The following is a 25,608-nucleotide window of genomic DNA, read 5'->3' as shown; positions in this document are numbered from 1 at the left end:
TCTGGATGCCCGGTTCCGCTCCTGTCCGCAAGTCATCCGAATAGGCTTTTCGCCAGTTTATGTACATCCGGCCGGTTCCTATGTATGCCTCATGCCGAACGGCCACTTCTTCCAACGCTTCATGCTGTCGGAAGAGTCCGCGGCACGATGTCCGGACGCCAAACGACTCCGGCATCCTTCTGATAAACCCGGCTGTTCGACCATCCGACCAGCGGATGGTGATAGACGCCACGCAAAAGGGTATAGAGGAAACGATGCGCCCCCATACTCGGAGAGAGTGATACCGGGAGACAAGGAGTGAGCGAGTTGGAACAAACTGACCGTTTTGAAATCCGGTCCGTCGTCCACCGCAAGGGATCGATTGTGTTTGACTGGGATAGTCCGGGACAGTCGTACCGTGTGTACAAAGAAGGCCGGCTCGTCCAGGAAGGGCCGGTCTGTGACTTTACGGACGAGGACGTCATGCATGGGAAGATGTATCATTACGCGATTGAGTGCCTGGACGGGCGCGGGCGGGTCACGGATGTGATCCGTATGCAAACGTCTGCGCTCAAGACAAAAAAGGACACCGCCAACCCGGTCCGGCAGATCGTCTTGACCACGATCGTCGCAAAGTCGCAGGTCGCGCTTGCATGGGAGAAGATCCCTCAGGTGAAGAAATATGAAGTGTACCGAGACGGAATCTTTCTCGGACAAACGGAGGAGACTCATTTCATCGACCGGGAAGTTCCTGATGCACCGAGCGTCTATGCCATCCGCTCGGAGCGGCCCGCCCGGGAATCCGGGGAGCCGCTGAGCATGCCGAAGGCGGTGCTCGGCAAGGTTGCCGGCCTGTTCAATCCCGAATCGAGTACGAAGGAAGACGTGACGGAAGAATTCTGGCTGACGAAGATGATCGGACGGCCGAGCGAGATGCTGATGCCGGTCGAGGAGTGGCGGGAGCCGGAGCCCGTCTCACAATGGAAATTCCGCTACACCACGTTCCTCGCGGAAGACAAGATCAAAAACCCGAACGTCATGTCGCCCAATCGGACATTTGACGGGGATGACCGGACGTTCGATCCGGAAGGGAAAAGTTTCCGTACACGCGCCGACGTAACCCTGTCCTATGCCGATTCCCGCTGCCCCCTTATCTTCACAAAAGAGGCCGGGAAGACGGTGTCATACGGAATTTCAGGGAAGGAGCGGGAAGAAGGCCGGGCTTCGATCGAGGACTTCACGATCCAGCCGCTGGAGCACGACGGCCGGGAATTCGGATTCGTCCTTGAACATTCGGTCGGCAACCCGCTGACTCCCGCTCCGTCGATCGACTATGACGTGCATGCTGTGCTCAGGCGGCACGGGACTTTCGAGGTGACAGGCTACCACGATCAGGCGCCTCATCACGAAGTGTACCTCGACAAGGGCGACGGCTGGTTCCCGATTCACCGGGCCGAATCCAAGGGCCTCGCGCATATGTCGGAAGTGATCGCCTACCAGCACTGGAACACCTCCAGTTTTGAATGAAGGCAGAAACCACTCAGATGTCACAGAAGGATACGGGCCGGAGATAAAATAATTCTGTACAGGCAGCCTTCAAGCCACCATTGGCTTTGAAGGCTGTTTCTACCGGTCCATCCGGCCCCGACGAACGGGCATTATTCTGATTCACACCGGGGCCGGAAATTCATAAACCCGATTTATGTTGGGAAGTATGAAGTCAGCCTTTCCTGTATGCGTTCCAGCACTTCATCTGGCGCTTCCTGGATTTTGAGGTCCCGCCCGAGGAAGAGAAGCCAATTTATAAGGTCATCCAGCTTTTCAGCATCCTGAATATCGATGAAATCCTTCAGAACCGCCGTCGATTGGAAAGGGTCCGTAAAGGAAATCGACATCCCGAATGGATGGTACTTCTTAAACTGGGCTACGGCCGCCGGGCCCAGCGCCAGGCAAAGATTGATTTTCCGCTTCTGTCCGCCGAGCTTCTCGGAGACTTTTTTCATGCCGATTCTTTTTTCCGGCAGCCCGGTTTTGACGTCGATGATCTCGTCGACAGAAAAAATACGCTTCCTATCTTCCTGAAGATCGTAGCCCTCCAGAAGCCAGTTGCTTTTCTCGTTATATAGATGCAGAAGGCAGATTTGGCGAGACCGGACCGCGTGCTCCTCCTTCACCGTGATCAGAAGGAAGCGGTCCTCCAAAAGGGCACGGATCAGTTTTTCCAAGATTGGATGCGGTAGATCAGTTAGTTCAAGCAGGTCGGGATTATGGGGATTGGTCCCTTCAAAGAGCAGGATCTTGTTTAAAAAAATGATGTCGTTCTGCTGGTTTTCCGAAATGAGGCCCAGCAGCTTTTCGGCCAAAGACTGACGGCTCCTTAAATACGGCAGCTGCCGGTTCCTCGTGGCCATGAATGCGATAAACAGGGCCTTCACTTCATTATCGGTGAAGCGGACACTGGGGAGGGTGGCGTTATTCATGACATCGTATCCGCCATTCCTTCCGACCTCGGCGACAAGCGGCATCCCCATCGCCTCAATTTCCCGGATGTCCCGGATGGCCGTCGACCGGGAAATATTGAATTCCTGCATGATTTCGGCGATGGTGAAGCGGGAACGGTTGTTGATATACCGCATGATCACGTTGAGCCGTTCAAACTTTTTCATCAGATCCTCCTAAACAGTATCATTTCTTGACACGATTCAAGGATATTATAAATTCAGCAAGCGACGCCATGAATCGTTTGACTAATCCCTGGGAAGGAAGGTTTTCGTATGGCAGATTATACACTGCAGGAAAAAGAAGGTTTCACTGTTTTGGGGATCGGGACTGAACTGAAGAGTGACTACACGGATTTTGCGGGGATCAGCAAGGAAAAGTCGGATTTTTGGAAGAGCGTGGAACAGGACGGACGGCTGGATGCACTCAAAGCCGTAGCCGCGAACGAGTACATCTTTGCAGTGAACGAAGCAGTGAACAACCAGATGATGCATTACGCCGGCGTCATGACCGCAGAGACGCTTCCCGAAGCGACCCGAGCCATTCAATTCCCGGAGGGAACGTACCTGGTGATCGAAGGCGAAGCAGAAACTTCCGAGGAGCTGAGCAACACGCTCACCGGCATCGCCTTCGGACAGGTGCTGGGTGGACTGGAAGAGTACGCTTATGTCGGGGGACCCAATGCAACGGTCGAGATGGGACAGCGGAACGGCATGACATTCGGTGAAATGTGGATTCCGCTTGTGAAGAAATAAAAAGGGCACCGTCCAAAATAAAAAAAGGCTGCACGGAGTTCCTTCACTCCGTGCAGCCTTTCTTCGGATGAGTCATGCAAGAAATCGTTTTCGGATGTCCGGCGGCGGCAGCATGCAGGCATCCACCTGTTTCTTCCCGAACCATTTAAACCGGTTTGCCGCGACGTAATCATATGCGCGGTCACGGATCGCCTTCGGGGTGACGATGAACAGGAAGAGCAGATGCCAGAGTCCGTCCAGCTTTTTGGCAATGTGAAGAGCGGCCGTGGATTTTGTATATGCACGGTCCCCTTCGATCAGCACCATCGAATCGACATCGTCGGGAATCTTGTATTTCTGCATGAGTTCGCGGCCGACATCACTCTGCAATGAAGCATATTTAAAGTATCCGACTGGGTCGCGCTTAATGATGAACTGGACACTTTTGTCGCAGAAGTTGCACTCTCCGTCAAACAGCACAATCCGTTCTTTTTTCATGGGGTTCCCTCCTTTTCAGACGGGTTCGCTTTGCTTTCTCCTACTATTCCCGCTCTCCGGACAGACAAACCGGTTCAAGCCGTGACAGCCGTCCACCTGTCCCGGGTGTTCCCTGCATGTAATAGGAGGAACAGGAAAAGGAGGTGTAACCCATGAAGCGTCATCATATGAGCCACATGCACCATATGCACCACATGCATCACGGAATGGGCTCGTGCGAGCGGTGCCCGATCGTATGCCCGCCGACTTACCGTTTCCATGATACCTTCAAAGAGTGCGAGGTGCCGTTCGTTCATCCGATCGTCAACGTCAACCGCCAGAACATCGTGAACGTGCCACGTCACTACTTCACCGAGACATCCACCACAGTACCCGGCAGAAATATTTATGCCAACCCGGGCTTCGGAGGCCCTGGATTCGGCGGTCCCGGTTTTGGAGGCCCCGGCGGCTTCCCGGGCGGTCGCTACTGAGCAAATGTGTTAAACTGACTTTAACCTACGAGTTAAAGGATGACACCATTGAAACTGAAACGCGCACTTAAATTTGCCATACCCATCATGCTCATCGTCGCCGGCATCGCCTGGTGGTATTTGAACAAGGAATTCCAGGAAGTCCCTGAACTTCACCGCCTCTACATGGCGATCGGCGCCGCCCTCCTCAGCGGCATCCTCTCCTGGTTCCTGTTTCCCGAAGAACCAAAGGAATAGCCGTACCCCCGCTTCGGCGGGGTTTTTTGTTTATCCGTTTTTGGGTTTTGGCTGCCGGTTGATGATGCTTCACAAACGAGCATGAACGTTCCAATGAAGAAGGTCCCGTTGAAGAAAACTTTGCCCAAGGCCCGAATTCTTCAGTGCGGCAGCAGCTTCGAGGTCGCTCCTTCCAGCTTGTGCACGAGGGCAAAGCCGATCAGTGCGCCGGTCGCGCTGGAGACGAGAAATGCCGGCAGGAAAAACAGTGCCCCGGCGGATGCACCCATCAAGATATTCGCATAAGGGGCGGCGATCAGAGACGCGATGATGCCCGTTCCGATCATTTCCCCGCCAGCAGCCGTCCAGGCACGTTTAGTTCTCCGGTACAGGAGCCCGGCAAGCAGGGCACCGATCATACCGCCGGGAAATGCCAGAAGTGAGCCGGTGCCGGTGAGGATCCGGACGAGTGCCGTGAGGAAGGCGACACCGGCGGCGGGTCCCGGACCGAGCGTGACCGCCGTAACGACGTTCACCGCATGCTGGACTGGATACGCCCTGGCGATGCCGGCCGGAAACGAAACGAACACGGAACCCGCGACTGCGATTGCGGTAAACATCGCCATGAGCATGAGGGTTTTCGTCTGCCATCTCATCGGGTACGCTCTTTCTCCATGATGGCCTCTTCCACTGCCTGATGAAGCTCCCGAGCGGCTCGTGCCGGGTCGGACGCATGGGAAATCGCACTGATGACCGACACGCCGGACGCGCCGGCCCGGATGACTGGGGCCGCATTGTCCGCACGGATGCCGCCGATGCCGACAATCGGGAGATCCGGATGGGCCGCATGGGCATCCCTGATGAGTCCCGTTCCCGATGCCTCACGGGCATCCGGCTTGGACCGCGTTCCATAGACCGGCCCCATTCCGAGATAGTCTGCACCGGCCGCCAAGGCTGCGCCGGCTTCTCCCGCGTCATGCGCAGACACGCCGAGAATCATTTGCCCGCCGATGCGGCTTCGGATTTTCCGGATGTCCCCGTCTTCCTGACCGACGTGAAGTCCGTCCGCCCCGAGATGAACGGCGAGATCGACGTCGTCATTGACGATGAACCCGACTCCATGCTCCCTGCATAGGTCACGGCAGGCAGTGGCAAATTCCAGGAGTGCTTCTCCCTTCAGAGCGCCCGGTCCCTTCTCTCGAAGCTGAAAACAGGTGACGCCGCCGCGAAGGGCCGATTCAAGCACTTCAATCGGATTGCGCCCGGCTGCATTGACGCTTCCCATGATGAAATAAACCGCCAGCTGTTCAGGTTTCAACGGAAATCCCCCCTTTCGCCGACATGCCACCGAGCCGGTGGTATGCCCAGTGGTTCGTCGGACCGTGGCCCGCCCCGAGGCCGAGTCCGTCAGCGATGGCCGCCAGGATGAACCGCTTCGCCCCCTCCGCGGCCTCCGGAAGTTCCTTGCCTGACGCAAGAAAGGCAGTGAGCGCCGCCGAGAATGTGCAGCCTGTTCCGTGTGTATCTTTCGTTGCGATGCGCTCGCTCGAAAAGATCATCCGGTTGCCGTCCGCATCGACATACAAATCGGATGCCCGGCGCTCGTCCGTCCGGTGGCCGCCCTTGATGATCGCCGCCCGCGCTCCCATCCGGAGGAGACGCCGCGCCGCATCCTCCATATCCGCTTCGCTATGGATCTCCGTCCCCGTAAGTTCTTCCGCCTCGGGGATATTCGGCGTGACAACCGCTGCGAGCGGGATCAATTCTTTCACGAGCGCTTCCGCAGCCTCCCTCTGCAGCAGATGGGCACCGCCCTTGGCAATCATGACCGGATCGACGATGAGCGCGGGCCGTCCGGCTTTCTCGAGCGACCTGGCGACAGCGCGGATGATGTCCGATGAAAACAGCATGCCGGTCTTCACCGCCGAAACCCGAAAGTCATCGAACACCGCATCCATCTGGGCCGTGACGGCTTCCGGGTCAAGCGGCCAGACACCGTGTACGCCGAGCGTATTCTGGGCAGTGACCGCCGTGAGGGCAGACGTACCGAACACACCGAGTTCCTGGAACGTTTTGAGGTCCGCCTGGATCCCCGCACCTCCGCCGGAATCCGATCCGGCAATCGTCATGGCAACATGGGTCATGCCCTCGCCTCCCCCGTGACCTGCCGACCGGCCGTTTCCACGCCGTCCAGCAAGTAAAGATGATCCAGAAACGCAGGTTGGAAGCTCCCCGGACCTGACGCATCCGCCGCAGCCAGTTCCCCGGCCGTCTTGTAAAACTTGAGCGCTTCCGCCACCGCCTCAAGCGGCGTCTCGCTCCCCACGGCGAGGAACGCGCCGCATACCGAGCTCAGGAGGCAGCCCGCCCCCGTCAAGCTTGACAGAAGTTCGTGTCCGCCTTCGATCTTCAGTGTCACGCTCCCATCGGTGACGATGTCCGACTCGCCAGTCACGGCGACAAGGCAGCTGTGTTCCCTGGCCACGCGCTCCGCGACGGAACAAATGTCCATCTCCCCGCTCCCCGCGTCGACACCAGATGCCCGCCAGTTTTCTCCGGCAATCGCCGCGAGTTCCCCGGCGTTGCACCGGATGAGTGCCACCCGGACGGTCCTGAGGATCCGCTGCACCGCTTCCCGCCTGAAACGGGTCGCTCCTGCACCGACCGGGTCAACGACGACCGGACTGCCCGCTTCGGCTGCGGCCCTGCCGGCAAGCTCCATCGAGAACAGGCTGTCCCGCCGCAGCGTCCCGATATTCAGGACAGTGCATGAGGCTGCACCTGCCATCTCCTCCACTTCTTCCGGCGAGTCGGCCATGACCGGAGAGGCGCCGAGTGCAAGGAGCCCGTTCGCCTGAAAGTTGGCGACCACGATGTTCGTGATGCAGTGGACAAGCGGCCGCTCCGCACGAACCCTTTCCACGAACCGGCCACTGCTCATCGGACCGCCTCCCGTTCCTCGGCTGTCCAGGATTCCAGCGTCCATGCCATCTCCCAGAATTTCAGTTCATAAATGCTGCTTTTCCGGAAATGCTCCGCAAGTTCTTCAATCCGTTCTTGCGGCAGGCCCTCGGCAAGCCGGTCCATGCGTCCGATCTGCTCCTGGACGAGTTCGCCGAACCATTCGGACCCATAAGCGGCAATCCATTTGTCGTAGATCGGGTGGCCCGGTTTTGCATCCTTGAGCCGCTCGCCGATTTCCCAGTACAGCCAGTAGCACGGGAGCAATGCAGCCAGCGTGTCGGCGAGATCACCGGTGAACGCTGCCCGGTACATATGGGACGTGTAGTTATATGCATTCGGCGCCGGTTTGAACGCCGCATGCTCCTCCTGCGTCACTCCGAGCAGGGTGAAGAATTCTTCGTGGAGCGACAATTCGGCGACGCACGTCTCCTCCGCGTGCTTGGCAAACCGTTGGGTGGTTGCCAGATCCTTTGCCTGGACAGCGCCGAGCGCCTGTACTTTTGCGAAATGGCTCAGATAGTAAGCATCCTGCAGCACATAGAAGCGGAAAACCTTTTCATCAAGCGTCCCATCCGCAAGCGCCTGGATGAACGGATGGTCAAAGCTCGCCTCCCAGATCCCGTCACATTCACTTCTCACCCGTTTGCAAAAACTCATATCGTGCACTCCCCTTTCATTTTGGCGAACACGAAAAGCCGCTCCCTGATCAAACGTCAGGAAGCGGCCCGGATTGCATACATGGATAAAGCGGATCGGCCCACTTCCCTACGCCGGTATGATCCGGATCAGGTTCGAAGGGTCCGCGCAGCATATGCACGTCTCAGCCTTTCTTCAGGCTCCCCCAGTGGCGGTTCGTATTCAATTCCCCTATAGGATACCATAGACGGAATTTTTGGCAAGCAACGGCTACAGTGTGATAGCCTCCACCGCGGAACGGACAACCCGGCGCACCATCGAGGGGTCCAGCCGTTCCGGCTCCAAGAACGCATGGAGAGCCAATCCGTCGATGATGGAATAAAGCCGCTCCGCCTCAAGCTCCCGGTCCAGTCCGGGACGGAGCGCCCCTTCGGCTTCCAGGAGGCCGAACAGCTTTTGGATGGCCTCGTATACCGCATGCTCGGGTATTCCGTCCAGATCCTTCCGGTGCTTGAGATGGGCCAGAAATGAAAACCAGACATCCGTCTCGGCCCGGCGCTCGTCATCCATCGGGACGATCTCAAGCAACACGGCAATCACTTTTTCGCGCGGCGGCAAAGGCCGGGCGGCGATGTCCATCACGCGCCCGGTCACCCGTTCGTTGACAAGCCGCATCGCATAGACGAACAACTCATCCTGGTCTTTAAAATAATATCTCAAGGCGCCTACCGATAGACCAGCTTCCTCGGCAACCCCTCTCACCGTCGCTCCTTCCATGCCTTTTTCCAGGATGATCCGCCACATCGACTCTGCAATCTGTTCTCTGCGTTTTTCATGATTCACGATTTTAGGCATATATCCATTATAGCAAAAGACTCTTTATAAAACACTTGTACTAAATAAAACCATCGTGTAATATCGAATCCATACCACCAGTTCCAAAAAGGAGTGCAAGCCATGAGCCTGATCGCCTGGCTGATCATCGGGGTTGAAATCGGATTCTGGGTGTTCATTGCAGCGGGGTTGACCGTGAGGTACCTGTTCGGAAAAGAGCGGGCCGGGTTCCTGCTGCTCGCCATGACGCCTGTTCTTGACCTGATCCTGCTCATCGCCACGACATACGACTTATTGAACGGAGCGACGGCCACCCAGGCTCATGGCATCGCCGCCATCTACCTCGGCGTCTCGCTCGCGTACGGCCGGCGGATGATCCGGTGGGCGGATGAACGATTCCGTCATTATATTGTGAGGGAAGGGCCGCGGCCCGCAAAGCTGTACGGTTACGCGCATGCGCGGGACTCGCTGAAGGGCAGCCTTCTCCATGTGCTGGCCTGGATGATCGGGGGAGGCTATCTGATCGCCATCATCTTCCTCGTCGATGACGCGGCCCGGACAGAAGCGCTGCAACAGATCCTGAAGCTGTGGACGCTCATCGCCGGAATCGACCTCGCCATCTCCCTGTCTTACTTCATCTGGCCGAGGAAAGCGAAGACGGGCAGTTCCGTTTAATGGAACTGCCCGTCCTCTTGTCACGCTTATTTTTTCTTTTTCCGTCTTTTTTGGACATGAAAAAGGCTCTCTCCCGAAATTCCGCCAAAATGTATATACAAAGACTATACATTCATGTATCGTCCATGTTACAATGTTTTTACCGCAAGGAGGGATTGTTGTGAAGATACAGAAGTGGGGCAACAGTTTAGGACTGCGGATCCCTGCCGCTCTTGCACAACAGATCAATCTGACAGAAGGGACGGAGGTCACTTTGACTATCGAATCCAATCAGGCATTGCTTGTAAAGCCGGTAGAGACCGAACCGACACTTGAAGAACTGCTCGCTATGATCACGTCCGAAAACCGCCACGAGGAGCTGGAACTCGCAGTCGCCGGCAACGAGCTGTTTTGAGTGCCACGCCAAGATGCGGAGACCTCGTCACGCTTGATTTCAGTCCGCAGGCCGGACATGAACAGGCCGGTCGCCGTCCTGGGATCGTGCTGTCTCCCGATAATTTCAACGAAGTGACCGGGTTCGCCGTAGTCTGCCCGATCACCAACCAGAAAAAGGGCTATCCGTTCGAAGTCGAACTGCCGCCCGGCCTGAACGTCGAAGGCGTCATCCTGGCTGATCAGTTCAAGAGCCTTGACTGGCATTCCAGGAAGGGGCAGACCGTCGACCAGGCTCCAATTGAAATTGTTGAAACCTGCATGAAACTAATCCATAAAATTCTGGAGCTTCCAGAAGTGTAAATAGGGGGCAAGCCACCATCCACAAGGGGAGGCTTGTTTTTTATTGCCCTCAGAATGCTTCGTTGTCCTGTTAATTCCCCGGCACGGTGTCCGTCAAACCAGAAATAATTTCCACGGACGGTCCGGAAGACGTTTCCTGACGCAGGTACCCGGGACCCGATCCAAGCGGACCTCGCTTCCGGGTCCAGCTGCTTTATACCGTGCGGTCTCTCTATATATTTACCCGTTTCGCCAAATTAAAACCGGCCGCATCCATTCATCAGGATGCGGCCGTTACTTTTGATGTCCCCTATGCATTACCTCGTCACGCCGAGGACGCGGCCCACGCGTTTTTCAAGCATCCTCATCCCGCTGTCGCCTGCCTGGAAATGTCGGAGCTGCCCGTCTTTGTCGAAGACATAGTAAGCGGGGACATATTTATTTTTAAAGGCATCGGTCAGCTTCATTTCATTGTCGACGAAAATCGGCTGGGAGATATCATGCTCTTCGGCGATCTTCTTGATCTGTTCCAGATCGGTGTCCTTTCCCGTCAGGGGCATATGGACCGCAATGACATTCAATTTGCCTTTGTATCGATCGCGGAGCGCATTGATGTCAGCCATGGTCTGTTTGCAGAGTTGGCAGCTGACGGACCAGAAGTGGACGAGCGTCGGCCTCTCGCCGACCAGGTCCGCTTTTGACCTCCACCCGTTCAGCCAGGTCGTTGCCCCTTCAAGTTCCGGCATCGGTGTACGCAGTTTCATCAATGATCTCCTCCTAGGATTGAACAATCCCCGGCCCCGGGATTCGGTTTTCACTGCGGTCAGTTTGCGGGCAGCGCGTCGGGTCCGGCCGGGTGCCGGCTGAGCGATGTTCATGGGCCACGCGGAGCATTCATCGATTTCCCCGCAGGCCCTTGCATCGGCGCCCGCAGGATCAATGTTACGGGGCCGCGGTTACAATTTCCTTAACTGCGCGGTGAGCTCCGTGAAACGGCGGTCCAATTCGGCATAATCCCGGCTGCCCGGCTGTGACATGGTCAGCTTGCCGAGCACCGCCTGGATTTCCGTCTCGAGCCGCAGCCGCTCGAGCTTCCGGTCCTTCTCCGAAGCGCGGCCATCCTTTTTTTCATTCCGCCGCTCCCACTGCTCCAGTCCCATCGGCACTTTCCGCACTTTTTCCTCTTCGAACACCAAGAGACCGTCAGCAAGCCGGTCCATGAAGTAGCGGTCGTGCGAAGCGAACAGCAAGGTGCCCGGAAATGACTCCAGCGTGCGCTCAAGCTCTTCGCGCGACGGCAGATCAAGATGGTTGGTCGGCTCATCCAGCAGCAGCACGTCGGTACTGTCCTGGATGAACCGCATGAGCTTCACTTTCAGCCGCTCGCCCATGCTGAGTGACGAAAGCGGCAGCTTCCACTGTTCCGCCGTGAAACCGAGGTTTGCCAAATCGGTGCGAAGTTTCCCCTGTTCCGAAAAGGTGTCTTTCCGGAAATATTCCTCCATCGTGTGGTCCAGGGGCAGGTCCAGCACGGACTGGCTGAGCCAGCCGACCGTCATTCCCTTCGTCCGCCAGATGTCCCCTCCGTGGGGGTCCTCCCCGAGCAGCATCCTGAACAGCGTGGACTTCCCGGAGCCGTTCGGTCCGACAAGGCCGAGCCGTTCCCCTGCAAGAACAGTGAACCGCACACCGTCAAACAGCGTGCGCCCGTTGAATGACTTCGAGACATCGTTCAACTCGAACACGCGCCGGCCTTTCTTGCGGTTCCCGTGCATGTCGAATTCGACGGCCCGTTCCTCTTCGGGCTTTTCGATTCGCTCCTTTTCCAGTTCCGCTTCGAGCCGGCGGCGCTTGGACCGGATCTGGATGTCTTTTTTCTTTGCCTTCATGCGGAAGTATTCTTTTGTGCCGTCTTTTTTCGTCGATTCCCGGTGAGCTTTGTCTGACCACCGGGAAAGCTGGTCGATTTGTTCCTCGACGACCGCAATCTTCCGTTGCTGCTGTTCCCAGTGTTTTTGACGGGCGGCCCGGGCCGCTTCCTTCTTCTCCCGGTAGTCCGTGTAATTCCCTTCGTAAACCGTCAGTCTGCCGTGATCCAGCTCCCAGACGCGGTCGGCAACCCGGTCGATGAAGTGGCGATCATGCGACACGATGAGGTACGTGGCATCCGACTTCCGGATCCGGCTGACCAGCCGGGCGAGCGAACCGCGGTCGAGATGGTTCGTCGGTTCATCCAGCAGGAAGAGCCGGCTGTTCTCGGCCAATGCAGCGGCAAGGCGCAGCTTCATCCGTTCGCCCCCGCTCGCGGTATTGTATGCAATTCCATCCTGAACGCCCCACCTGCTGAGCTCCTCCAGGACCTGCCCGTCGTCCTCTTCCGTTGCCGGGCCGCTTTCCTGCTCCTGGCGGAAATAAGTGAGCGGCGGCCGGCGGCCGATCCAGCGGACCCGGCCTTCATCGGGCGCCCGCACTCCGGCGATCATATCCATCATCGTCGACTTGCCCGCCCCGTTCGGGCCGACCAGCGCGACGACCGCCCCTGCCGGAAGGTCAGCCGACACCCCGTCAAAGATGACCGTTTCCCCGTACGACGCTTTAAGATTATTTAATTCAGCCAATAACATTGTCGTCTCCTCCTTTTAAACAGGAGGGCAATAAATAAACCCTCCGTCATTTAAGACCGGAGGGAACCGCCGCATCTTCGATGAACCCGAGAAAACTTCCGACCTTCCGATCGATGAATGCGAGCGTGTCCTCGTCGGCAAGCAGTCCCTTTTCGCCGTCGAATTTATCTCCCCCGGTCCGGATCAGCACTTCATTTCCCGCCGGCGGGAGCACCGCTGCCCTCACGCCGGCAGAAGCGAGGATTTCACGCATGTGCAGCTGGGAACGGAGCGTGCCGACGACGCCGTTTGACACGCCCATCACCATGACCGGCTTGCCGATGAGCGGCCGGCTGCCGCGGGAAGCCCAGTCGATTGCATTTTTGAGCACGCCCGGCACCGACCAGTTATATTCCGGTGTAATGATGAACACGCCGTCCGCCCGGGCGATCTGACCCCGGAATTGTTCGACGGCCTCCGGCGGGGACTCTTCCAGGTCTTCGTTGAAGAACGGAAGTGAGCCGATGTCTGCGATCTGCAGAGTGAACCGGTCTGCAAACCGTTCCCGGACAGTATGGGCAAGTCTGAGATTGTATGAACGCTTCCTGAGGCTTCCGACGATTGCCAGCAGTTCCATTGTCATTCCTCCTGTCTGTTTCCTTCTTCACTTCTTGGCAAGTGCCCTGCCCGCCTGCCGGCCCGAGAACAGGCAGCCTCCGAGGAAGGTGCCTTCGAGGGAACGGTAGCCATGGACGCCGCCGCCGCCGAAACCGGACGCTTCGCCCGCCGCGTACAATCCGGGGACCGGATGGCCGTCTTCGCCGAGCACACGGCCGTCCAGGTCTGTCTGCAGCCCGCCGAGCGTCTTTCGGCTGACGATATTCAAACGGACGGCAATGAGGGGGCCGGCATCCGGATCCAGGATCTTATGCGGAGGTGCCACACGGATAAGCTTGTCCCCGAGCGAGTTGCGCGCGCCGCGCAAGGCCGTCACCTGCAGGTCTTTCGCAAACTTGTTGTCCATTTCACGGTCCCGCGCACGGATCTGCCGTTCCATTTCCTCGAGCCGGATTAAATCCGAACCCGCCAGGCGGTTCATGCCCGCCACGAGCTCCGGCAGCGTATCCGCGGTGATGAAGTCCTCCCCCTTATCAAGGAACGACTGAACGGGCGCCGGCGCACCCGGCAAGACCCGGGAGAGGATCATCCGGATGCTTTTGCCGGTGAGGTCCGGGTTTTGCTCGGAACCGGAAAGGGCAAATTCCTTTTCGATGATTTTGCGCGTGAGGATGAACCATGAGTAGTCGTATCCGCTCTTCCCGATCGCCCCGAGCGTGGCCAGCGTGTCGAAGCCGGGAAAGTTCGGGGCGCCGAACCTTCGGCCCTCCGCGTCGAACCAGAGCGAGGAGGGGCCCGGCAAAATGCGGATCCCATGGTTCGGCCACACGGGATCAAAATTTCGGATCCCTTCTGTGTAATGCCACATCCGGTCCCGGTTCACGAGGCGCCCGCCCGCCTTTTCGGATGCGGCCAGCATCAGGCCATCCACATATTCAGGTACGCCGGAAAGCATCCGGGCGGGCGGCCTGCCAAGGCGCGCAGGCCAGTGTTTACGGACAAGGTCATGGTTGCCGCCGATCCCGCCGCTTGTGACGAGCACTGCGCCGCCCTGTACTTCAAACAGGCTCTCCACATCACGGGAAGTCGCCACCCCCCGCTTTGCGTCACTCGGCGCAAGCCTTTCCCCGCGGACACCCGTGACGCCGCCGTTTCCGCTGATGATCTCTGTCACCCGGTGCCTCGGAAGATAGTGGATGAGCCCCTGCTGGATTCCCCGGCGGATCCTGTCGCGGAAGGGCATGACGATGCCCGGTCCGGTGCCCCATACGATATGAAACCGCGGGACTGAATTGCCGTGGCCGTCCGCGAGGCTTCCGCCGCGCTCCGCCCAGCCGACAACCGGAAAGAAGCGGATGCCGATCGAATGGAGCCAGTCCCGTTTTTCATTCGCGGCAAAGTCGACGTATCGTTCCGCCCAACGAAACCCCCAGCTGTCCTCGTCATCCAATCGGTCGAATCCCGCCGTCCCGAGCCAGTCCTGCCAGGCGAGCTCACGGGAATCCCGGATTCCGAGCCTTCTCTGCTCCGGCGAATCCACGAGGAACAGTCCGCCGAACGACCACCATGCCTGCCCGCCGAGATTCGATGCGGGCTCCTGGTCAAGCAGCAGCACCTTCTTCCCCGCGTCCGCCAGTTCCGCAGCCGCCACGATTCCCGACAGCCCTGCACCGACGATGATGACATCATATTCCACTTCCGTTCCCCCTTTTCCCTGATGTTTCCTCTCATTGTAAATGAATTTTCTGAATCTGTCGGGCTTAAAGGTATGCAACGGCTTCTGAAAGCGCCGGCATGCATAACAAAAAACCCGCAAGCGCCCATCCGGCGCCCGCGGACCAATTCCCGGGGTCAATCTCTCAGTATTTTCTCCATGGCTTTTCCTTTGGCCAGTTCATCGATCAATTTGTCCAGGTAGCGGATTTCCTGCATCACCGGTTCTTCGATGTCCTCGACCCGCACTCCGCAGACGACGCCCTTGATCATGGATCGGGACGGGTTCGGATGCGGTGCCTGCGTGAAGAACGTCTCAAGGTCCGTCTCTCTCTGAAGCAACGCTTCCAGCTCTTCATCGGTGTAACCCGTCAGCCAGCGGATGATCTCGTTGACCTCGGACCGGGTGCGCCCCTTCCTTTCCGCCTTTGCAATATAAAGGGGATAGACCCGGGCAAAGCTCATCGTGTAGATCTTAGGTTTGGTCATAGACTGTCCTCCCGTGTTCTGCAGCTTTCCTTCCCTTTAGCATAGCACGGATCGGCAGCAAACCCGGCTCAAAAACGGATGCCGGGCTGCTTCTGTATTGCTTTTGTACGAGCGATCAAATCAGGCCGTCGGATGACACCACATCTGCCGGGGGCAAGCCGCATTCACTTTCCAAGCACATGCTCCACCCGGTCTGCCACCATGGAGACGGCGGTCCGGCCGGCCTGGTAATGTCGAAGCCGGCCTTCCGCATCGAAGACATAATAAGCCGGAGCGTACTGGCTCTCAAAGCGGTCGGTGAGCTTGAGGTCACCGTCGATGAAAATCGGCTGGGTGATGCCCGCTTTCTCCGCTTCTTCCGTTACTTTTTCTTTCTTCTGGTCAGCGGGGGTGAGCGGCATGTGGACGGCGAGGATGTTCAGTTCCCCCTGATGCTTGTCACGCAGGGCGTTCACCTCTGGCATCGTCTCCTTGCACACATCGCAGCTCGCGGACCAGAAGTGGATGAGCGTCGGCTTTTCGCCGACGAGTTCAGCCCGCGTCACTTCACCGTTGAGCCAGCCGGTCGCTCCTGTGAGTTCCGGCATCGGTTCATGCAATTTCATCTCGCATCTCCTCCTGGCTTTCCCATTCCCTTCAGAGGAAACGGCAAAACCGCCCGGGTCCCGCTGGATGACCAGCAGGTCCGGACGGCCGATGTTAGGCAATTATTTGTCCATGAAGATTCCGCCTCCCGGACCGAGCGGCAGTCCGAGCAGGAACCAGACGGCGAAGACGACGGTCCACATGATCGCGAAGGCGATCGAGAATGGGAGCAGGGAAGTCATGAACGTGCCCATGCCCATTTTCGGGTCGAACCGCTTCGCGAAGGTCAGGGCGATGGCAAAGTACGCAAGCATCGGGGTGATCGGGTTCGTGATCGAGTCCCCTACCCGATAAGCCGCCTGTGTGACAGCCGGGTCATATCCGAGCAGCATGAACATCGGGATGAACACCGGTGCCAGTATCGCCCACTTGGCAGACTGGCTCGCAACGAGGAAGTTGATGAGCGCAGCAATGATGATGAATCCGATGAACAGCGGCAGTCCCGTGAAACCGATCGACTCAAGCAGGGCGGCGCCTTTGATCGCAACAATCGGTCCGAGATTGCTCCAATTGAAGTAGGCGATCATCTGGGCGGCGACAAAGGCGATGACAATATAGGTCCCCATGCCGGACATCGCTTTGCCGAGCTGTTCCCCGAGATCCTTCGAATCTTTCAGCGAACCCGTGACCTTCCCGTACACGATTGCCGGGATGAGGAAGAGAATCATCATGATCGGCACGATTGAGTCCATGAATGGAGACACGATGAGGCCCCCATCATCAGGATTGCGGAGGATGGCGTTTTCCGGAAGCGTCATGAACGCGATGACGGCGCCTGCAATGACGAGGGATGCCCCTGCCCAAAGAAGGCCCTTTTTCTCGGATGACGTGATTTCCTCGCTGATCTCCTCTCCCGTCCCGCGATACTTGCCGAGCCGGGGCTCGACGATGCGGTTCGTGACGAACGTGGCAACCGGCACGAGAACAATTGCCGAAACTGCGATAAAGTAGTAGTTGATCATCGGATTGCCTTTGTAGGAGTCATCGACGATATGTGCAGCCGGTTCGGTGAATCCGTAGATGAGCGGGTCCGACACCGAAAGGATCAGGTTTGCGCCGAAGCCGCCGGCGCAGGCTGCATAGGCTGCGGCAAGACCGGCGATCGGGTGCCTTCCGAGTGCCACGAAAATCATCGCGACAATCGGCGGAAGGACGACCATGGCCGCATCAGCTGCGGCATTCCCGCAGATGGCGACGAGGATGATCGTCGGCAGGATGATCTTTTGCGGTGCCTTCAGGATCGATGCCTTCATGAACGCCGTGATCAATCCGGTCGACTCGGCCAGCCCCACACCGAGCATGACCACGAGCACCAGCCCGAGCGGCGGGAAACCGGTGAAGTTCGATACCAGTCCGGTGAGCATCTGGACGATTCCCGCTCCGCTCAGCAGGTTGACGACGGTGATTGTCTCGCCCGTGCCCGGATGCTTGGCCGTTACCCCCATCAGTCCGAAGACGGCCGAGGCGACCAGGATGGCGGCCGTGATGTAAACGAACAGCATGACCGGATCCGGCAGCTTGTTCCCGTATTTTTCGACGAAGTCCAGGAAGCGGCCGAAGAAATTTTTCTTCGAGTTCCCTTTTGCTTCGGTTGCAGAAGCCATTTCAGCATCCCCCTTTAACGCGGTGAAGCGCCATAAGAATGGTTTCTATACTAACAGAATGGAAAGATAATTCAACATGTTTTTAATAGAAAATGTTGGCGCACTCTTCTTTTTAAAGAGAGATCGTTTGCATAACCAGAGTCGGAGGTGCATGAAATGAATCGTCTGATCACGGCATACGGCCTGGTCTTCCTGCTCGGCGCCGTGCCGATGACCGAAGCGTACATCGTCATCCCCGTTGGCATCTTGGGCGGTCTGAATCCTGTCCTCACCCTGGCGGCCGGCGTGGCCGGCAACATCCTGACCGTATTGGCGGTCATTCTGTTCATGGACCGGTTCAAGCAGTGGCTGGAACGCCGGCGCAGAAAGCCGGACGCCGGTTCGAAACGGAACGAGCGCGCCGGCCGGCTGTTCCGCAAATACGGTGTGCCCGGCCTCGCCCTGATCGGCCCATTGGTCGTCGGCAGCCACCTCGCCGCATTCCTCACCGTCACATTCGGCGGCACGAAGCGGGCCACCTTCCTTTGGGTGGCCGTAAGCATCGTCTTCTGGTCGGGCCTCACTTCCCTGCTCGTCCATTTCGGATTGGATCTGACAGGCAGGAGCGGCGGATCATTTCTCAGGAAATACTTAGAGGGAGACTGATGGATCGGTGGACCAGTAGAAGGACTCCTTGTTTTGATGGAGTGTTTTACGACCGTTATTTGTCAATAAAAACAGAGGGGCCATCCGATAATCCGGATGGCCCCTCTACGCTTTTTATTCCAAGGCTGAAAACCTGCCTGTCACGCCTGCTTCTTTTTTGCTGCCGCCCGCTTTTTCGCCGGGGCTTTTTTCTTTTTGGTGCCTGTCTTCTCGAGTGAAGCCTGAAGCGCGGCCATGAGATCGGTCGCGGTCGTGGCGGCCGGCGCTTCGCGTTCGGTGATGGTGACCGTCTCCTCTCCGGCCTTCTTCGCTTCGATCAGCTCCATGAGCGATTCCCGGTAGTCGTCGGTATACTTGGTCGGATCGAACGGCGTCGTCAGCTGTTCGATCAGCATCAGCGCAACGTCCAGTTCCTTCCCGACCACTCCTTCGGCATCGGGAACACTCGGAACGTCTTCCACTTTCCGCACTTCATCCGGCCAGTGGATCGTCTCCAGGACGAGCGCATCCTTGAACACTCGGACGGCAGCCAGCTGCTCTTTCTGCCGGAGGATGATCTTGGCGACCCCGATCTTGTCCGACTGGTCAAGCGCCGACCGAAGCAGCGCATATGCTTTGCCTCCGCCCTTGTCCGGCGCCAGAAAATAGGAGCGTTCAAAATAGATCGGATCGATTTCCTCCAGCTTCACGAAATCGACGATTTCCACTGCCTTGTCCTCGTTTTCCTTTTTCAGCTTCTCCAGATCTTCCGCATCCAGCACGACGAACTTCCCTTTTGTGTATTCATACGCCTTTACGATGTCGTCCGGCTTCACTTCCTCATTGCATGCCGTGCATACCTTTTTGTATGAGATCGGCGCATTGCATGCTTTGTGCAGCTGACGGAGCTTGATGTCATGGTCTTCTGTCGCCGCATGGAGCTTCACCGGGATATTGACGAGTCCGAAGCTGATGCTGCCCTTCCAGACCGTATGCATGGAATCACCCGCTTTTTTCCTTAGCTTGCGCCGCATCGCCCGGTCTATGTATGAAAACTCGGCAGGCGCACACACTCGGGAAAAAGAAGAGTCCTCAAAACGGAGCTGATCGACATCCTCAAACCGATGAAATTGACGCCGGCCGAAGAACTTCCGGACGGGCCGGGCTGGCTGTATGAGATCAAGTACGACGGCTTTCGATGTCTGCTGGACTGGCGGGAAAACGGCATACGGCTAATGAGCCGGAACGGGCATGACCTGGCAGGTGCATTCCCGGAAATCACCGAAGCATGTCTGGAAACCACCGGATCCGTCGCCCAATGTCTCCCGCTGCTCCTCGACGGGGAGCTCGTCCACCTGCTCAATGACGCCCGGAGCGATTTCGCCACAGTCTCCCGCCGTTCCCGTATGCGGGCGGAAAACACCATTGCCGGGGCAGCCGACAGGTTCCCGTGCCGATTCGCCGCATTTGATGTACTGGAACTAAGCGGCCGTGACCTTCGCGCAGAACCGCTCGAACAGCGCAAACAGGCGCTGCGGACAGTTTTGGAAGCGGGCGGATTTCCGTCGGCCGTCTCTGCCGGTAACCCTTCAGTGATCCAAGGCATCGCTTCATCGGAAGACCCCGACACGGTCCAAACACAACTCCTGTCCGGCAATGGCGAGGGAATCGTCGCCAAGCGTTCCGGCAGCCGCTGGACGGACGGCATCCGCACGACCGACTGGATGAAAGTGAAAAACTGGCGCCGCGTCCCGGTCATCCTCACTGAGTATGAACAGGAAAACGGATACTTCACAGGCTGTTATCTGGACCATGAAGAACTGATTCCCGCCGTTTCGTTCAAAAACGGCCTGTCCGATGAAGAAGCCCGGACACTCTCTCTTTTATTCCAACAAAAAGGCGAACAAAAATCGGCAGGCATCTGGACGCTTGCACCCGCAATCTGCGCAGAGCTGCTGACGATCGGCGAGGCAGGCGGCAAACTCCGCGAACCGCGCTTCAGCCGGTTCCTTCATGGAGAAGATCCGGAAACGGTCACCGCCAGGCGGTTGGCGCGCGCGCTGGAACCGATCCCGCCCGGCGTCGCCGTGACGAATCCCGACAAGCCGCTGTTCCCGGAAGCCGCCCTCGACAAGGACGGATATCTGCTGTATTTGCAGGAAGCCGCACCCTACCTGCTGCCATGGCTGCGCGACCGGCCGCTGACTGTCATCCGCTGGCCGCACGGGACGGAGGATGAACGCTTTTACCAGAAACATGCCCCCGATCCGGTTCCGCCATTCGTGGAGACTTCTCCGGATGAAGACGGACCGAGAATCCTGTGCAACAATCTGGAGACGCTCCTCTGGCTAGGAAATCAGGCGGCACTGGAGTTCCATGTACCGTTCGGCCGCCTCGACTCCCCGTTTCCGGATGAGATCGTCTTCGACCTGGATCCGCCGGATGCTTCACGGTTTGACCTCGCGGCCGACGCCGCCCTCCGGCTTAAACAAGTATTCGACAGTTTCGGCCTGCTCTCATTCGCGAAGACATCCGGCGGCAAGGGACTTCAGCTGTACATTCCGCTTCCGGAGGGGCTATTCACCTACGCGGACACGCGGCGGTTCACCGAAATCGCGGCACGTTTCCTGTGTGAACAGTCGCCGGAGCGCTTCACAACGGAACGCCTGATCAAAAACCGACATGGCCGTCTGTACGTCGACTACGTCCAGCATGCGGAAGGGAAAACGATCATCTGTCCGTATTCGACAAGGGGAACGGCGCACGCACCGGTTGCCACACCCATTGAGTGGCACGAATTGAAGGAAGGGATCCGACCGCGTGAATTGACTGTCCCCGTCTTGCTAAACCGAATGAAAGAGATGGGCGACCCCTTCCGAACGATGGATCAAGCAAGGGACCGGCAACCATTCGGAGAAGTGCTGGAGAAACTCCGGGAAATCACATAATGACTCATTCCCCGACAAGATCCGGCTAAATGAACTAATGCGCACTTTGTGCGCTCTTTTTGTGTTCTATGTGCGTATATCGTGCGTATATTTCAATTGTGCGCACAATTGAAATATATCCGAAACAGGATATGCAGACAGAAGACCTGAATTTCCAAGGAGACTTTTAGGTCTTATTTTTTGTCGAATGGTCTCCCTTTCTCTTTTGTTCCCCTTATCTGATTTCTTTGGAAGACCCTAAAATAAGGGTGATATCCAAATTGAAAGAGTATGTATTGTGTGCGCACAAAAGAAATACAAAGTGCGTACAATTTCCTACATACTTTGTGCGCACATTCACCGCCTATTGTGTTTCTAAAACAGGGCAAAACGATGAAAAATCGCAGTTTTTGTCTTAATTTTGTGCGCACATCCTACATAATCTCTATTTCTATCATGCGCCGGTACGTGTATAATTCGTAATAGAAACCGAGAAGGAGTGAACAGCATGGCAGTACTCAAAGCCGGCGCAGATGCCGGAAACAACGCACTAAAATTATGGGTGAAAGATAATGAACCGATTCATATCCCGACGGTCTATTCCCTGTACATGGGAGAAACAACGGAACTGATGGACATGGAAGACATCTCTGCGGATGAACTGATCAACAACATTGATGTGACGATCAACTCCAAAGCGCTCTCCATCAACGGCCAGCGCTATGTGATCGGGGAAAAGGTCCTCAACGACAACCTCCCCGGCATTGAACTCGAGAAAAAGACGGACAAATCCACGGATGAAATTCCGGTCATCGTCACGCTCGCAGGACTTGCGATCGATGCCATGCGCCGTGAATACAAGAAAAACAAGGTGACGGCGACATATGACCTGTCCGTGGCGCTCCCGGTCGGCATGATCACCCAGGAAGCAGCGAAAAACAACGCCGCCCGCTACATGGGCACGCACGAAGTCATCTTCCACCATCCGTCCGGCCGCAATGTGACGGCCACGATCAAAATCGAGTACTGCAAATGCCTGCCTGAAGGCGCAGCAGCCGCCTGGGGCGTCGTGTTTGACGAAACCGGCAAGCTGTCCGAGCGCAAAGTCGAGATCGGCGACAAAATCATGAAGGTCGATTTCAGCGACAAGACGCTCCTCCACTTTGACATCGGCTCCGGAACGACTGAAATTGTCGTGACGGAAGGCGTCAAATTCAATCCGAAACTGTCGGAAGGCCTCAACTTCGGCGTAAAAACGGCAGTCAGCGAGATCATCAAGCGCTGGAACCGCAACCATCCGCGCAAATCGATCGACTCCATGGCCGAGTTCAACGAGATCTACTTTGATCCGGAACACCCGCGCCACAATGAACTTCTCGCGGAATCCCAGACCGGCCTCATGCAGCTCGCCCAGCAGCTCAGCCGTCCGATCATTAACAAAATCGACGACATGAAGGATGATCCGTACGTCTTCATCTACGGCGGCGGCGCGGCCATCCTGAAAAAGTACCTCCAGCAGATCCTGAACTCGAAGGGCCGGATGATCAACGTCACGTTCCTCACCGACCCGATGTTCGTGAACGCCCGCGGCCTGCTCGTCTACACCTGCTCCCCGAGGTATGAACAGCAGAAAGAAAAAGAATTAGGTGTCGTCGCAAGTGGCGCGGAATCGAAGTAAAGAATATAAACATGGCGAGCGAATCAACATCTATCTGAGCCGCGACCTCACTCCTGAATTCATTGACTGGATCAACACCCAGTCGGACCTGTCGAACTTCTTCCTGTACGCCGCCCAGCAGCTGTACAGGCAGACCGGTTTTGTCGACGTTGCCGAAGTCATGCCGAGGAAGATCAACTTCGAGCTTGACGGCGCCGACTACCGGCCTCCTTTCCCGCAATCCATGCCCCCTGCATTTTTTGTGGAAGAAGAGCCGGAACCCGAGAAGCCGAAAGAACCCGCACCCGCCTGGGGCGCACTGGACGACTTCGACGATCCATTCGCATAAAAACACGAAAAACCCGCCGGTCGGCGGGTTTTTTCTATGGATTCATATCAATTCAGTGGATAAGTTCCGTCGGAGGGTTGTCCACATGTGACCGGACCGCCGCTTCCGCTTATCCACATGGGGATAAGCCATCGGCCATCGGGCTGTCCACAGCCTGAATCCTTCATTCACTCTTGCTATCCTCATCGACCTGTGGACGAGGACCGTCGGGCGCTTCCCGGTCCGCACAGTCAAAGCAGTGCAGCCGTCCGTTTTCTGCCACACCGTCCAAAAATCCGTTCAGGCAAAACACTTCCCTGCCGCACACCTCGCACTGTCCGACCCGTTCCTGCATTCCCGTTCCTCCTCACCCAGGGATCCGTTACCCTTCCTTCTCGGCCTTTTCCAGCCGCTTCATCAGGAACTTCACAAACTGGTCATCATTGAGCAGCCAGACGCCCCTCTCGCGCTTCAGGGCCTTCTCTGCGTCCGCAAACGACCCGTAGGTCTCCTCGAGCCTGTTGCCGTTGCGCTCGACGCCCCAGCGGCCTTCTCCGGCGGGATAAAGATAGTACAGGTCCCCTTCAGGCGCCCGGTAGATCGTACCGAACTCAGATCCCTTCACGTTGTAGCGGGTGTGGCGTGCATCTTCACGCAGCGGTTCCTTGTGATAGGACTCGACAACATACAGATCGAATGCTTCCTTCGACATCGAGGCGCCGCTTGCCTTGGCATGTCCGCCGCCGCCGAATGTCCCGGCGACTTCCGACACGTCCACATCGTCATGGACTGTCCGGAACGACACTTTCCGGCCGCCCATGTTCAGGATGACGATATAGTCCAGATGCGGGTTATCCTTCCCGAGTTCATTGCCCAGCTCGGAATGGTACGATTCAGCATGGACGACGCCGGCATACAGCCCGTCCGCCTCCAGCTGGACCATCTCGCGGCGTTTTTTGCGGATGTAGCGGACCATCTTGTCGTCTTCCATCCCCAGCAGCTTTTTCTCGAATGTGCTGAACTTGAACGGGCCGGTTTCCTGCAGACGCTCGAGCATCATCGTCTCGAATTCGTCGAACGAGACGAGGAAGAACAACGCGTTGAGCTGGCGCGCCTTGTCATTGCCGTTGCGCTCCCACTCCCATGTGTCATACTGCCGCACGAGCTCCACAAACTCCTCTGACGCGCGTGTCGGCTCGAGGAACCCCTCGTCGATCAAATATCGGTACAGAAGCGACGTGGCGCATGCGAGCCGTCCCTCTTCCTCTTCGACCTGTACACGTCCCCACTCGTACTCGTTCAGGTGGAGCGCGGTCTTGTGATGGTCGATGAGCACGACTTTGCCGCCGGCCTTCCGGAACTCCTCAAGCCGCAGCTCGTTTTCCTCGTTCACCGACAGATCGGTGATGATCAGCTCGGTCGCCTTGTCTCCGCTGTCGAGGAATTTCTCCACTTCCCGGTCGAGTATCTGAACAGAGTTATACCGGACATTCACATCATCACCGAACGCCATCTTCGCCACGATTCCGCAGCCGATGCCGTCCAGGTCGTTATGGGACAATAATTTATACACCAAATCACCTCAAGTTTATCGCATTGAACACTTTATCCAGTATACCCGTTTCCGGTCATCTTCGCCCTTCAGGGAGCAAAAAACCGTTCCGCCGGGCGGAACGGTGCGTTTACAGTTTTTTCGCAAAGGCGATGATCCGGTTCACTTCGTTGAACCCGAGATGCAGATGCACATCACGGCTCACGTCATTTCCGAGCTCGCAATCACTCGCAAACTCCGTGCAGCCCTGTTGCCGTGCCCATTCCTCGCAGCCACGGACGAGCTCCCGTGCCATCCCCTCCTGCCGGAAGCGCGCCTCGACGTAGAGTCCCTCCAGATAACCGACGGGACCCGTGGACGTCCCCTCCACATAATCATGCCGGAGCTGAACCTGCGCAAATCCGACCGGCTCATTGCCGGAGAATGCCAGGAAGACGGCTGCGTGATCATCCGCGAGAAGCTCCTGCATCTCCTTTTGGAATTCATGGACGCCATGCCCGGGCCAGAGCCGATCTGCGAGCGTGGCAATTGCATCTGCATCTGAAGGCAATGCTCTTTTGATCATTGAAGACTCCTCTTTTCCTATGATTGACAATTCCTAGGCGATCGAGACTGCTCAAAGCATGTAT

Annotated in this window: 30 protein-coding genes and 1 riboswitch; of the genes, 11 read left to right on the top strand and 19 right to left on the bottom strand. The window is 57.2% G+C overall.

Annotation, left to right across the window (positions count from 1 at the left end; all coding sequences use genetic code 11):
* Positions 1 to 306: 306 nt before the first annotated feature.
* Positions 307 to 1,506 (top strand): DUF3238 domain-containing protein, encoded by a 1,200-nt coding sequence (locus B0B07_RS10330; protein WP_076758755.1) that lies wholly within the window; start codon positions 307 to 309, stop codon positions 1,504 to 1,506.
* A gap of 173 nt (positions 1,507 to 1,679) precedes the next feature.
* Here B0B07_RS10330 and B0B07_RS10325 read toward each other — a convergent pair whose 3' ends face one another.
* A complete protein-coding gene (locus tag B0B07_RS10325; protein WP_076758753.1) occupies positions 1,680 to 2,645 on the bottom strand; it encodes a helix-turn-helix transcriptional regulator in 966 nt (321 codons plus the stop codon).
* Between the two features lie 108 nt (positions 2,646 to 2,753).
* Between B0B07_RS10325 and B0B07_RS10320 the strand changes: the two genes are divergently transcribed.
* Positions 2,754 to 3,233 (top strand): GyrI-like domain-containing protein, encoded by a 480-nt coding sequence (locus tag B0B07_RS10320; RefSeq protein ID WP_076758752.1) that lies wholly within the window; start codon positions 2,754 to 2,756, stop codon positions 3,231 to 3,233.
* Positions 3,234 to 3,305: 72 nt separating this feature from the next.
* On the opposite strand, the gene B0B07_RS10315 is transcribed toward B0B07_RS10320, so the two are convergent.
* Positions 3,306 to 3,710 carry a thiol-disulfide oxidoreductase DCC family protein gene (locus tag B0B07_RS10315; protein WP_076758750.1) on the bottom strand — a complete coding sequence of 135 codons (405 nt, stop codon included), beginning with the start codon at positions 3,708 to 3,710 and terminating at the stop codon, positions 3,306 to 3,308.
* Between the two features lie 152 nt (positions 3,711 to 3,862).
* Between B0B07_RS10315 and B0B07_RS15155 the strand changes: the two genes are divergently transcribed.
* Both B0B07_RS15155 and B0B07_RS10305 read left to right on the top strand, forming a co-directional pair.
* The gene (locus tag B0B07_RS15155) at positions 3,863 to 4,180 is read left to right on the top strand and encodes a hypothetical protein (protein WP_200805803.1); all 318 of its coding nucleotides are present in this window, start codon (positions 3,863 to 3,865) and stop codon (positions 4,178 to 4,180) included.
* 48 nt (positions 4,181 to 4,228) lie between these two features.
* On the top strand, positions 4,229 to 4,417 hold the full coding sequence (locus B0B07_RS10305) for a histidine kinase (RefSeq protein WP_234982362.1): 189 nt from the start codon (positions 4,229 to 4,231) through the stop codon (positions 4,415 to 4,417).
* Between the two features lie 140 nt (positions 4,418 to 4,557).
* Here the strand turns inward: B0B07_RS10305 and thiW are convergent, their stop codons facing one another.
* The 6 genes from thiW to B0B07_RS10275 all read right to left on the bottom strand — a co-directional run bounded on the left by thiW (position 4,558) and on the right by B0B07_RS10275 (position 8,851).
* The gene (thiW, locus tag B0B07_RS10300) at positions 4,558 to 5,052 is read right to left on the bottom strand and encodes an energy coupling factor transporter S component ThiW (protein WP_076758747.1); all 495 of its coding nucleotides are present in this window, start codon (positions 5,050 to 5,052) and stop codon (positions 4,558 to 4,560) included.
* Positions 5,049 to 5,681: a thiamine phosphate synthase gene (thiE, locus tag B0B07_RS10295; RefSeq protein WP_084186680.1), complete on the bottom strand. Its 633-nt coding sequence runs from the start codon at positions 5,679 to 5,681 to the stop codon at positions 5,049 to 5,051. The genes thiW and thiE overlap by 4 nt, the downstream gene beginning before the upstream one ends.
* A gap of 22 nt (positions 5,682 to 5,703) precedes the next feature.
* Positions 5,704 to 6,540, bottom strand: coding sequence for a bifunctional hydroxymethylpyrimidine kinase/phosphomethylpyrimidine kinase (thiD, locus tag B0B07_RS10290; RefSeq protein ID WP_076758744.1), 837 nt, complete (start codon positions 6,538 to 6,540; stop codon positions 5,704 to 5,706).
* Entirely contained in the window at positions 6,537 to 7,337 is an 801-nt protein-coding gene (gene thiM / locus B0B07_RS10285; protein WP_076758743.1) for a hydroxyethylthiazole kinase, read from the bottom strand. The genes thiD and thiM overlap by 4 nt, the downstream gene beginning before the upstream one ends.
* Positions 7,334 to 8,017, bottom strand: coding sequence for a thiaminase II (gene tenA, locus B0B07_RS10280; RefSeq protein ID WP_076758741.1), 684 nt, complete (start codon positions 8,015 to 8,017; stop codon positions 7,334 to 7,336). Before tenA ends, thiM begins: the two co-directional genes overlap by 4 nt.
* An 88-nt stretch (positions 8,018 to 8,105) precedes the next feature.
* Positions 8,106 to 8,213: riboswitch (TPP riboswitch) on the bottom strand.
* A gap of 53 nt (positions 8,214 to 8,266) precedes the next feature.
* A complete protein-coding gene (locus tag B0B07_RS10275; protein ID WP_076758740.1) occupies positions 8,267 to 8,851 on the bottom strand; it encodes a TetR/AcrR family transcriptional regulator in 585 nt (194 codons plus the stop codon).
* A 102-nt stretch (positions 8,852 to 8,953) separates the two neighbouring features.
* Between B0B07_RS10275 and B0B07_RS10270 the strand changes: the two genes are divergently transcribed.
* From B0B07_RS10270 to B0B07_RS10260, 3 genes are all read left to right on the top strand, one after another.
* Positions 8,954 to 9,505, top strand: coding sequence for a hypothetical protein (locus B0B07_RS10270; protein WP_076758738.1), 552 nt, complete (start codon positions 8,954 to 8,956; stop codon positions 9,503 to 9,505).
* 160 nt (positions 9,506 to 9,665) lie between these two features.
* The gene (locus B0B07_RS10265) at positions 9,666 to 9,899 is read left to right on the top strand and encodes an AbrB/MazE/SpoVT family DNA-binding domain-containing protein (protein WP_234982360.1); all 234 of its coding nucleotides are present in this window, start codon (positions 9,666 to 9,668) and stop codon (positions 9,897 to 9,899) included.
* Complete coding sequence (locus B0B07_RS10260; protein ID WP_076758735.1) at positions 9,896 to 10,240, top strand: type II toxin-antitoxin system PemK/MazF family toxin; 345 nt, start codon at positions 9,896 to 9,898, stop codon at positions 10,238 to 10,240. Before B0B07_RS10265 ends, B0B07_RS10260 begins: the two co-directional genes overlap by 4 nt.
* Before the next feature lie 296 nt (positions 10,241 to 10,536).
* Here B0B07_RS10260 and B0B07_RS10255 read toward each other — a convergent pair whose 3' ends face one another.
* From B0B07_RS10255 to B0B07_RS10225, 7 genes are all read right to left on the bottom strand, one after another.
* On the bottom strand, positions 10,537 to 10,983 hold the full coding sequence (locus B0B07_RS10255) for a TlpA family protein disulfide reductase (RefSeq protein WP_076758734.1): 447 nt from the start codon (positions 10,981 to 10,983) through the stop codon (positions 10,537 to 10,539).
* Positions 10,984 to 11,175: 192 nt separating this feature from the next.
* The gene (gene abc-f / locus B0B07_RS10250; protein ID WP_076758733.1) at positions 11,176 to 12,843 is read right to left on the bottom strand and encodes a ribosomal protection-like ABC-F family protein; all 1,668 of its coding nucleotides are present in this window, start codon (positions 12,841 to 12,843) and stop codon (positions 11,176 to 11,178) included.
* 46 nt (positions 12,844 to 12,889) lie between these two features.
* On the bottom strand, positions 12,890 to 13,459 hold the full coding sequence (locus B0B07_RS10245) for an NADPH-dependent FMN reductase (RefSeq protein WP_076758731.1): 570 nt from the start codon (positions 13,457 to 13,459) through the stop codon (positions 12,890 to 12,892).
* Between the two features lie 27 nt (positions 13,460 to 13,486).
* Positions 13,487 to 15,136: an FAD-binding dehydrogenase gene (locus B0B07_RS10240; RefSeq protein ID WP_076758730.1), complete on the bottom strand. Its 1,650-nt coding sequence runs from the start codon at positions 15,134 to 15,136 to the stop codon at positions 13,487 to 13,489.
* 155 nt (positions 15,137 to 15,291) lie between these two features.
* Positions 15,292 to 15,642 (bottom strand): DUF2200 domain-containing protein, encoded by a 351-nt coding sequence (locus tag B0B07_RS10235; protein WP_076758728.1) that lies wholly within the window; start codon positions 15,640 to 15,642, stop codon positions 15,292 to 15,294.
* A 164-nt stretch (positions 15,643 to 15,806) separates the two neighbouring features.
* Positions 15,807 to 16,247 (bottom strand): TlpA family protein disulfide reductase, encoded by a 441-nt coding sequence (locus tag B0B07_RS10230; protein ID WP_076759252.1) that lies wholly within the window; start codon positions 16,245 to 16,247, stop codon positions 15,807 to 15,809.
* A 102-nt stretch (positions 16,248 to 16,349) separates the two neighbouring features.
* Positions 16,350 to 17,891, bottom strand: coding sequence for an AbgT family transporter (locus B0B07_RS10225; protein ID WP_076758727.1), 1,542 nt, complete (start codon positions 17,889 to 17,891; stop codon positions 16,350 to 16,352).
* A gap of 156 nt (positions 17,892 to 18,047) precedes the next feature.
* On the opposite strand from B0B07_RS10225, the gene B0B07_RS10220 reads away from it, so the two are divergent.
* On the top strand, positions 18,048 to 18,536 hold the full coding sequence (locus B0B07_RS10220) for a small multi-drug export protein (RefSeq protein ID WP_076758725.1): 489 nt from the start codon (positions 18,048 to 18,050) through the stop codon (positions 18,534 to 18,536).
* Positions 18,537 to 18,676: 140 nt separating this feature from the next.
* Here the strand turns inward: B0B07_RS10220 and ku are convergent, their stop codons facing one another.
* On the bottom strand, positions 18,677 to 19,513 hold the full coding sequence (gene ku / locus B0B07_RS10215; protein ID WP_076758724.1) for a non-homologous end joining protein Ku: 837 nt from the start codon (positions 19,511 to 19,513) through the stop codon (positions 18,677 to 18,679).
* Positions 19,514 to 19,639: 126 nt separating this feature from the next.
* Here ku and B0B07_RS10210 point away from each other — a divergent pair, with 126 nt between their 5' ends.
* From B0B07_RS10210 to B0B07_RS10200, 3 genes are all read left to right on the top strand, one after another.
* A complete protein-coding gene (locus B0B07_RS10210; protein ID WP_076758723.1) occupies positions 19,640 to 21,463 on the top strand; it encodes a DNA ligase D in 1,824 nt (607 codons plus the stop codon).
* A gap of 487 nt (positions 21,464 to 21,950) precedes the next feature.
* Positions 21,951 to 23,120 (top strand): ParM/StbA family protein, encoded by a 1,170-nt coding sequence (locus B0B07_RS10205; protein ID WP_076758721.1) that lies wholly within the window; start codon positions 21,951 to 21,953, stop codon positions 23,118 to 23,120.
* Entirely contained in the window at positions 23,101 to 23,448 is a 348-nt protein-coding gene (locus B0B07_RS10200; RefSeq protein ID WP_076758720.1) for a hypothetical protein, read from the top strand. Before B0B07_RS10205 ends, B0B07_RS10200 begins: the two co-directional genes overlap by 20 nt.
* 163 nt (positions 23,449 to 23,611) lie before the next feature.
* Here B0B07_RS10200 and B0B07_RS15330 read toward each other — a convergent pair whose 3' ends face one another.
* The 3 genes from B0B07_RS15330 to aac(6') all read right to left on the bottom strand — a co-directional run bounded on the left by B0B07_RS15330 (position 23,612) and on the right by aac(6') (position 25,544).
* The gene (locus B0B07_RS15330) at positions 23,612 to 23,782 is read right to left on the bottom strand and encodes a hypothetical protein (protein WP_200805802.1); all 171 of its coding nucleotides are present in this window, start codon (positions 23,780 to 23,782) and stop codon (positions 23,612 to 23,614) included.
* Between the two features lie 27 nt (positions 23,783 to 23,809).
* The gene (locus B0B07_RS10195) at positions 23,810 to 25,000 is read right to left on the bottom strand and encodes a DHH family phosphoesterase (protein ID WP_076758719.1); all 1,191 of its coding nucleotides are present in this window, start codon (positions 24,998 to 25,000) and stop codon (positions 23,810 to 23,812) included.
* A gap of 109 nt (positions 25,001 to 25,109) precedes the next feature.
* Positions 25,110 to 25,544 (bottom strand): aminoglycoside 6'-N-acetyltransferase, encoded by a 435-nt coding sequence (gene aac(6') / locus B0B07_RS10190; protein WP_076758717.1) that lies wholly within the window; start codon positions 25,542 to 25,544, stop codon positions 25,110 to 25,112.
* Positions 25,545 to 25,608: the final 64 nt, after the last annotated feature.

It is taken from the genome of Edaphobacillus lindanitolerans, assembly GCF_900156305.1.
In the GTDB taxonomy this organism is placed as follows: Bacteria; Bacillota; Bacilli; order Bacillales_A; family Planococcaceae; genus Bhargavaea; species Bhargavaea lindanitolerans.
This window is presented reverse-complemented; position numbering and strand designations above follow the sequence as displayed.

Bases quoted from the DNA above. Each gene is read 5' to 3' on its own strand.
- B0B07_RS10325 (WP_076758753.1), bottom strand. From the start codon at position 2,645: ATGAAAAAGTTTGAACGGCTCAACGTGATCATGCGGTATATCAACAAC.
- B0B07_RS10320 (WP_076758752.1), top strand. From the start codon at position 2,754: ATGGCAGATTATACACTGCAGGAAAAAGAAGGTTTCACTGTTTTGGGG.
- B0B07_RS10315 (WP_076758750.1), bottom strand. From the start codon at position 3,710: ATGAAAAAAGAACGGATTGTGCTGTTTGACGGAGAGTGCAACTTCTGC.
- B0B07_RS15155 (WP_200805803.1), top strand. From the start codon at position 3,863: ATGAAGCGTCATCATATGAGCCACATGCACCATATGCACCACATGCAT.
- thiW (WP_076758747.1), bottom strand. From the start codon at position 5,052: ATGAGATGGCAGACGAAAACCCTCATGCTCATGGCGATGTTTACCGCA.
- thiE (WP_084186680.1), bottom strand. From the start codon at position 5,681: ATGGGAAGCGTCAATGCAGCCGGGCGCAATCCGATTGAAGTGCTTGAA.
- thiD (WP_076758744.1), bottom strand. From the start codon at position 6,540: ATGACCCATGTTGCCATGACGATTGCCGGATCGGATTCCGGCGGAGGT.
- thiM (WP_076758743.1), bottom strand. From the start codon at position 7,337: ATGAGCAGTGGCCGGTTCGTGGAAAGGGTTCGTGCGGAGCGGCCGCTT.
- tenA (WP_076758741.1), bottom strand. From the start codon at position 8,017: ATGAGTTTTTGCAAACGGGTGAGAAGTGAATGTGACGGGATCTGGGAG.
- B0B07_RS10275 (WP_076758740.1), bottom strand. From the start codon at position 8,851: ATGCCTAAAATCGTGAATCATGAAAAACGCAGAGAACAGATTGCAGAG.
- B0B07_RS10270 (WP_076758738.1), top strand. From the start codon at position 8,954: ATGAGCCTGATCGCCTGGCTGATCATCGGGGTTGAAATCGGATTCTGG.
- B0B07_RS10255 (WP_076758734.1), bottom strand. From the start codon at position 10,983: ATGAAACTGCGTACACCGATGCCGGAACTTGAAGGGGCAACGACCTGG.
- abc-f (WP_076758733.1), bottom strand. From the start codon at position 12,843: ATGTTATTGGCTGAATTAAATAATCTTAAAGCGTCGTACGGGGAAACG.
- B0B07_RS10245 (WP_076758731.1), bottom strand. From the start codon at position 13,459: ATGGAACTGCTGGCAATCGTCGGAAGCCTCAGGAAGCGTTCATACAAT.
- B0B07_RS10235 (WP_076758728.1), bottom strand. From the start codon at position 15,642: ATGACCAAACCTAAGATCTACACGATGAGCTTTGCCCGGGTCTATCCC.
- B0B07_RS10230 (WP_076759252.1), bottom strand. From the start codon at position 16,247: ATGAAATTGCATGAACCGATGCCGGAACTCACAGGAGCGACCGGCTGG.
- B0B07_RS10225 (WP_076758727.1), bottom strand. From the start codon at position 17,891: ATGGCTTCTGCAACCGAAGCAAAAGGGAACTCGAAGAAAAATTTCTTC.
- B0B07_RS10220 (WP_076758725.1), top strand. From the start codon at position 18,048: ATGAATCGTCTGATCACGGCATACGGCCTGGTCTTCCTGCTCGGCGCC.
- ku (WP_076758724.1), bottom strand. From the start codon at position 19,513: ATGCATACGGTCTGGAAGGGCAGCATCAGCTTCGGACTCGTCAATATC.
- B0B07_RS10210 (WP_076758723.1), top strand. From the start codon at position 19,640: ATGAAATTGACGCCGGCCGAAGAACTTCCGGACGGGCCGGGCTGGCTG.
- B0B07_RS10205 (WP_076758721.1), top strand. From the start codon at position 21,951: ATGGCAGTACTCAAAGCCGGCGCAGATGCCGGAAACAACGCACTAAAA.
- B0B07_RS15330 (WP_200805802.1), bottom strand. From the start codon at position 23,782: ATGCAGGAACGGGTCGGACAGTGCGAGGTGTGCGGCAGGGAAGTGTTT.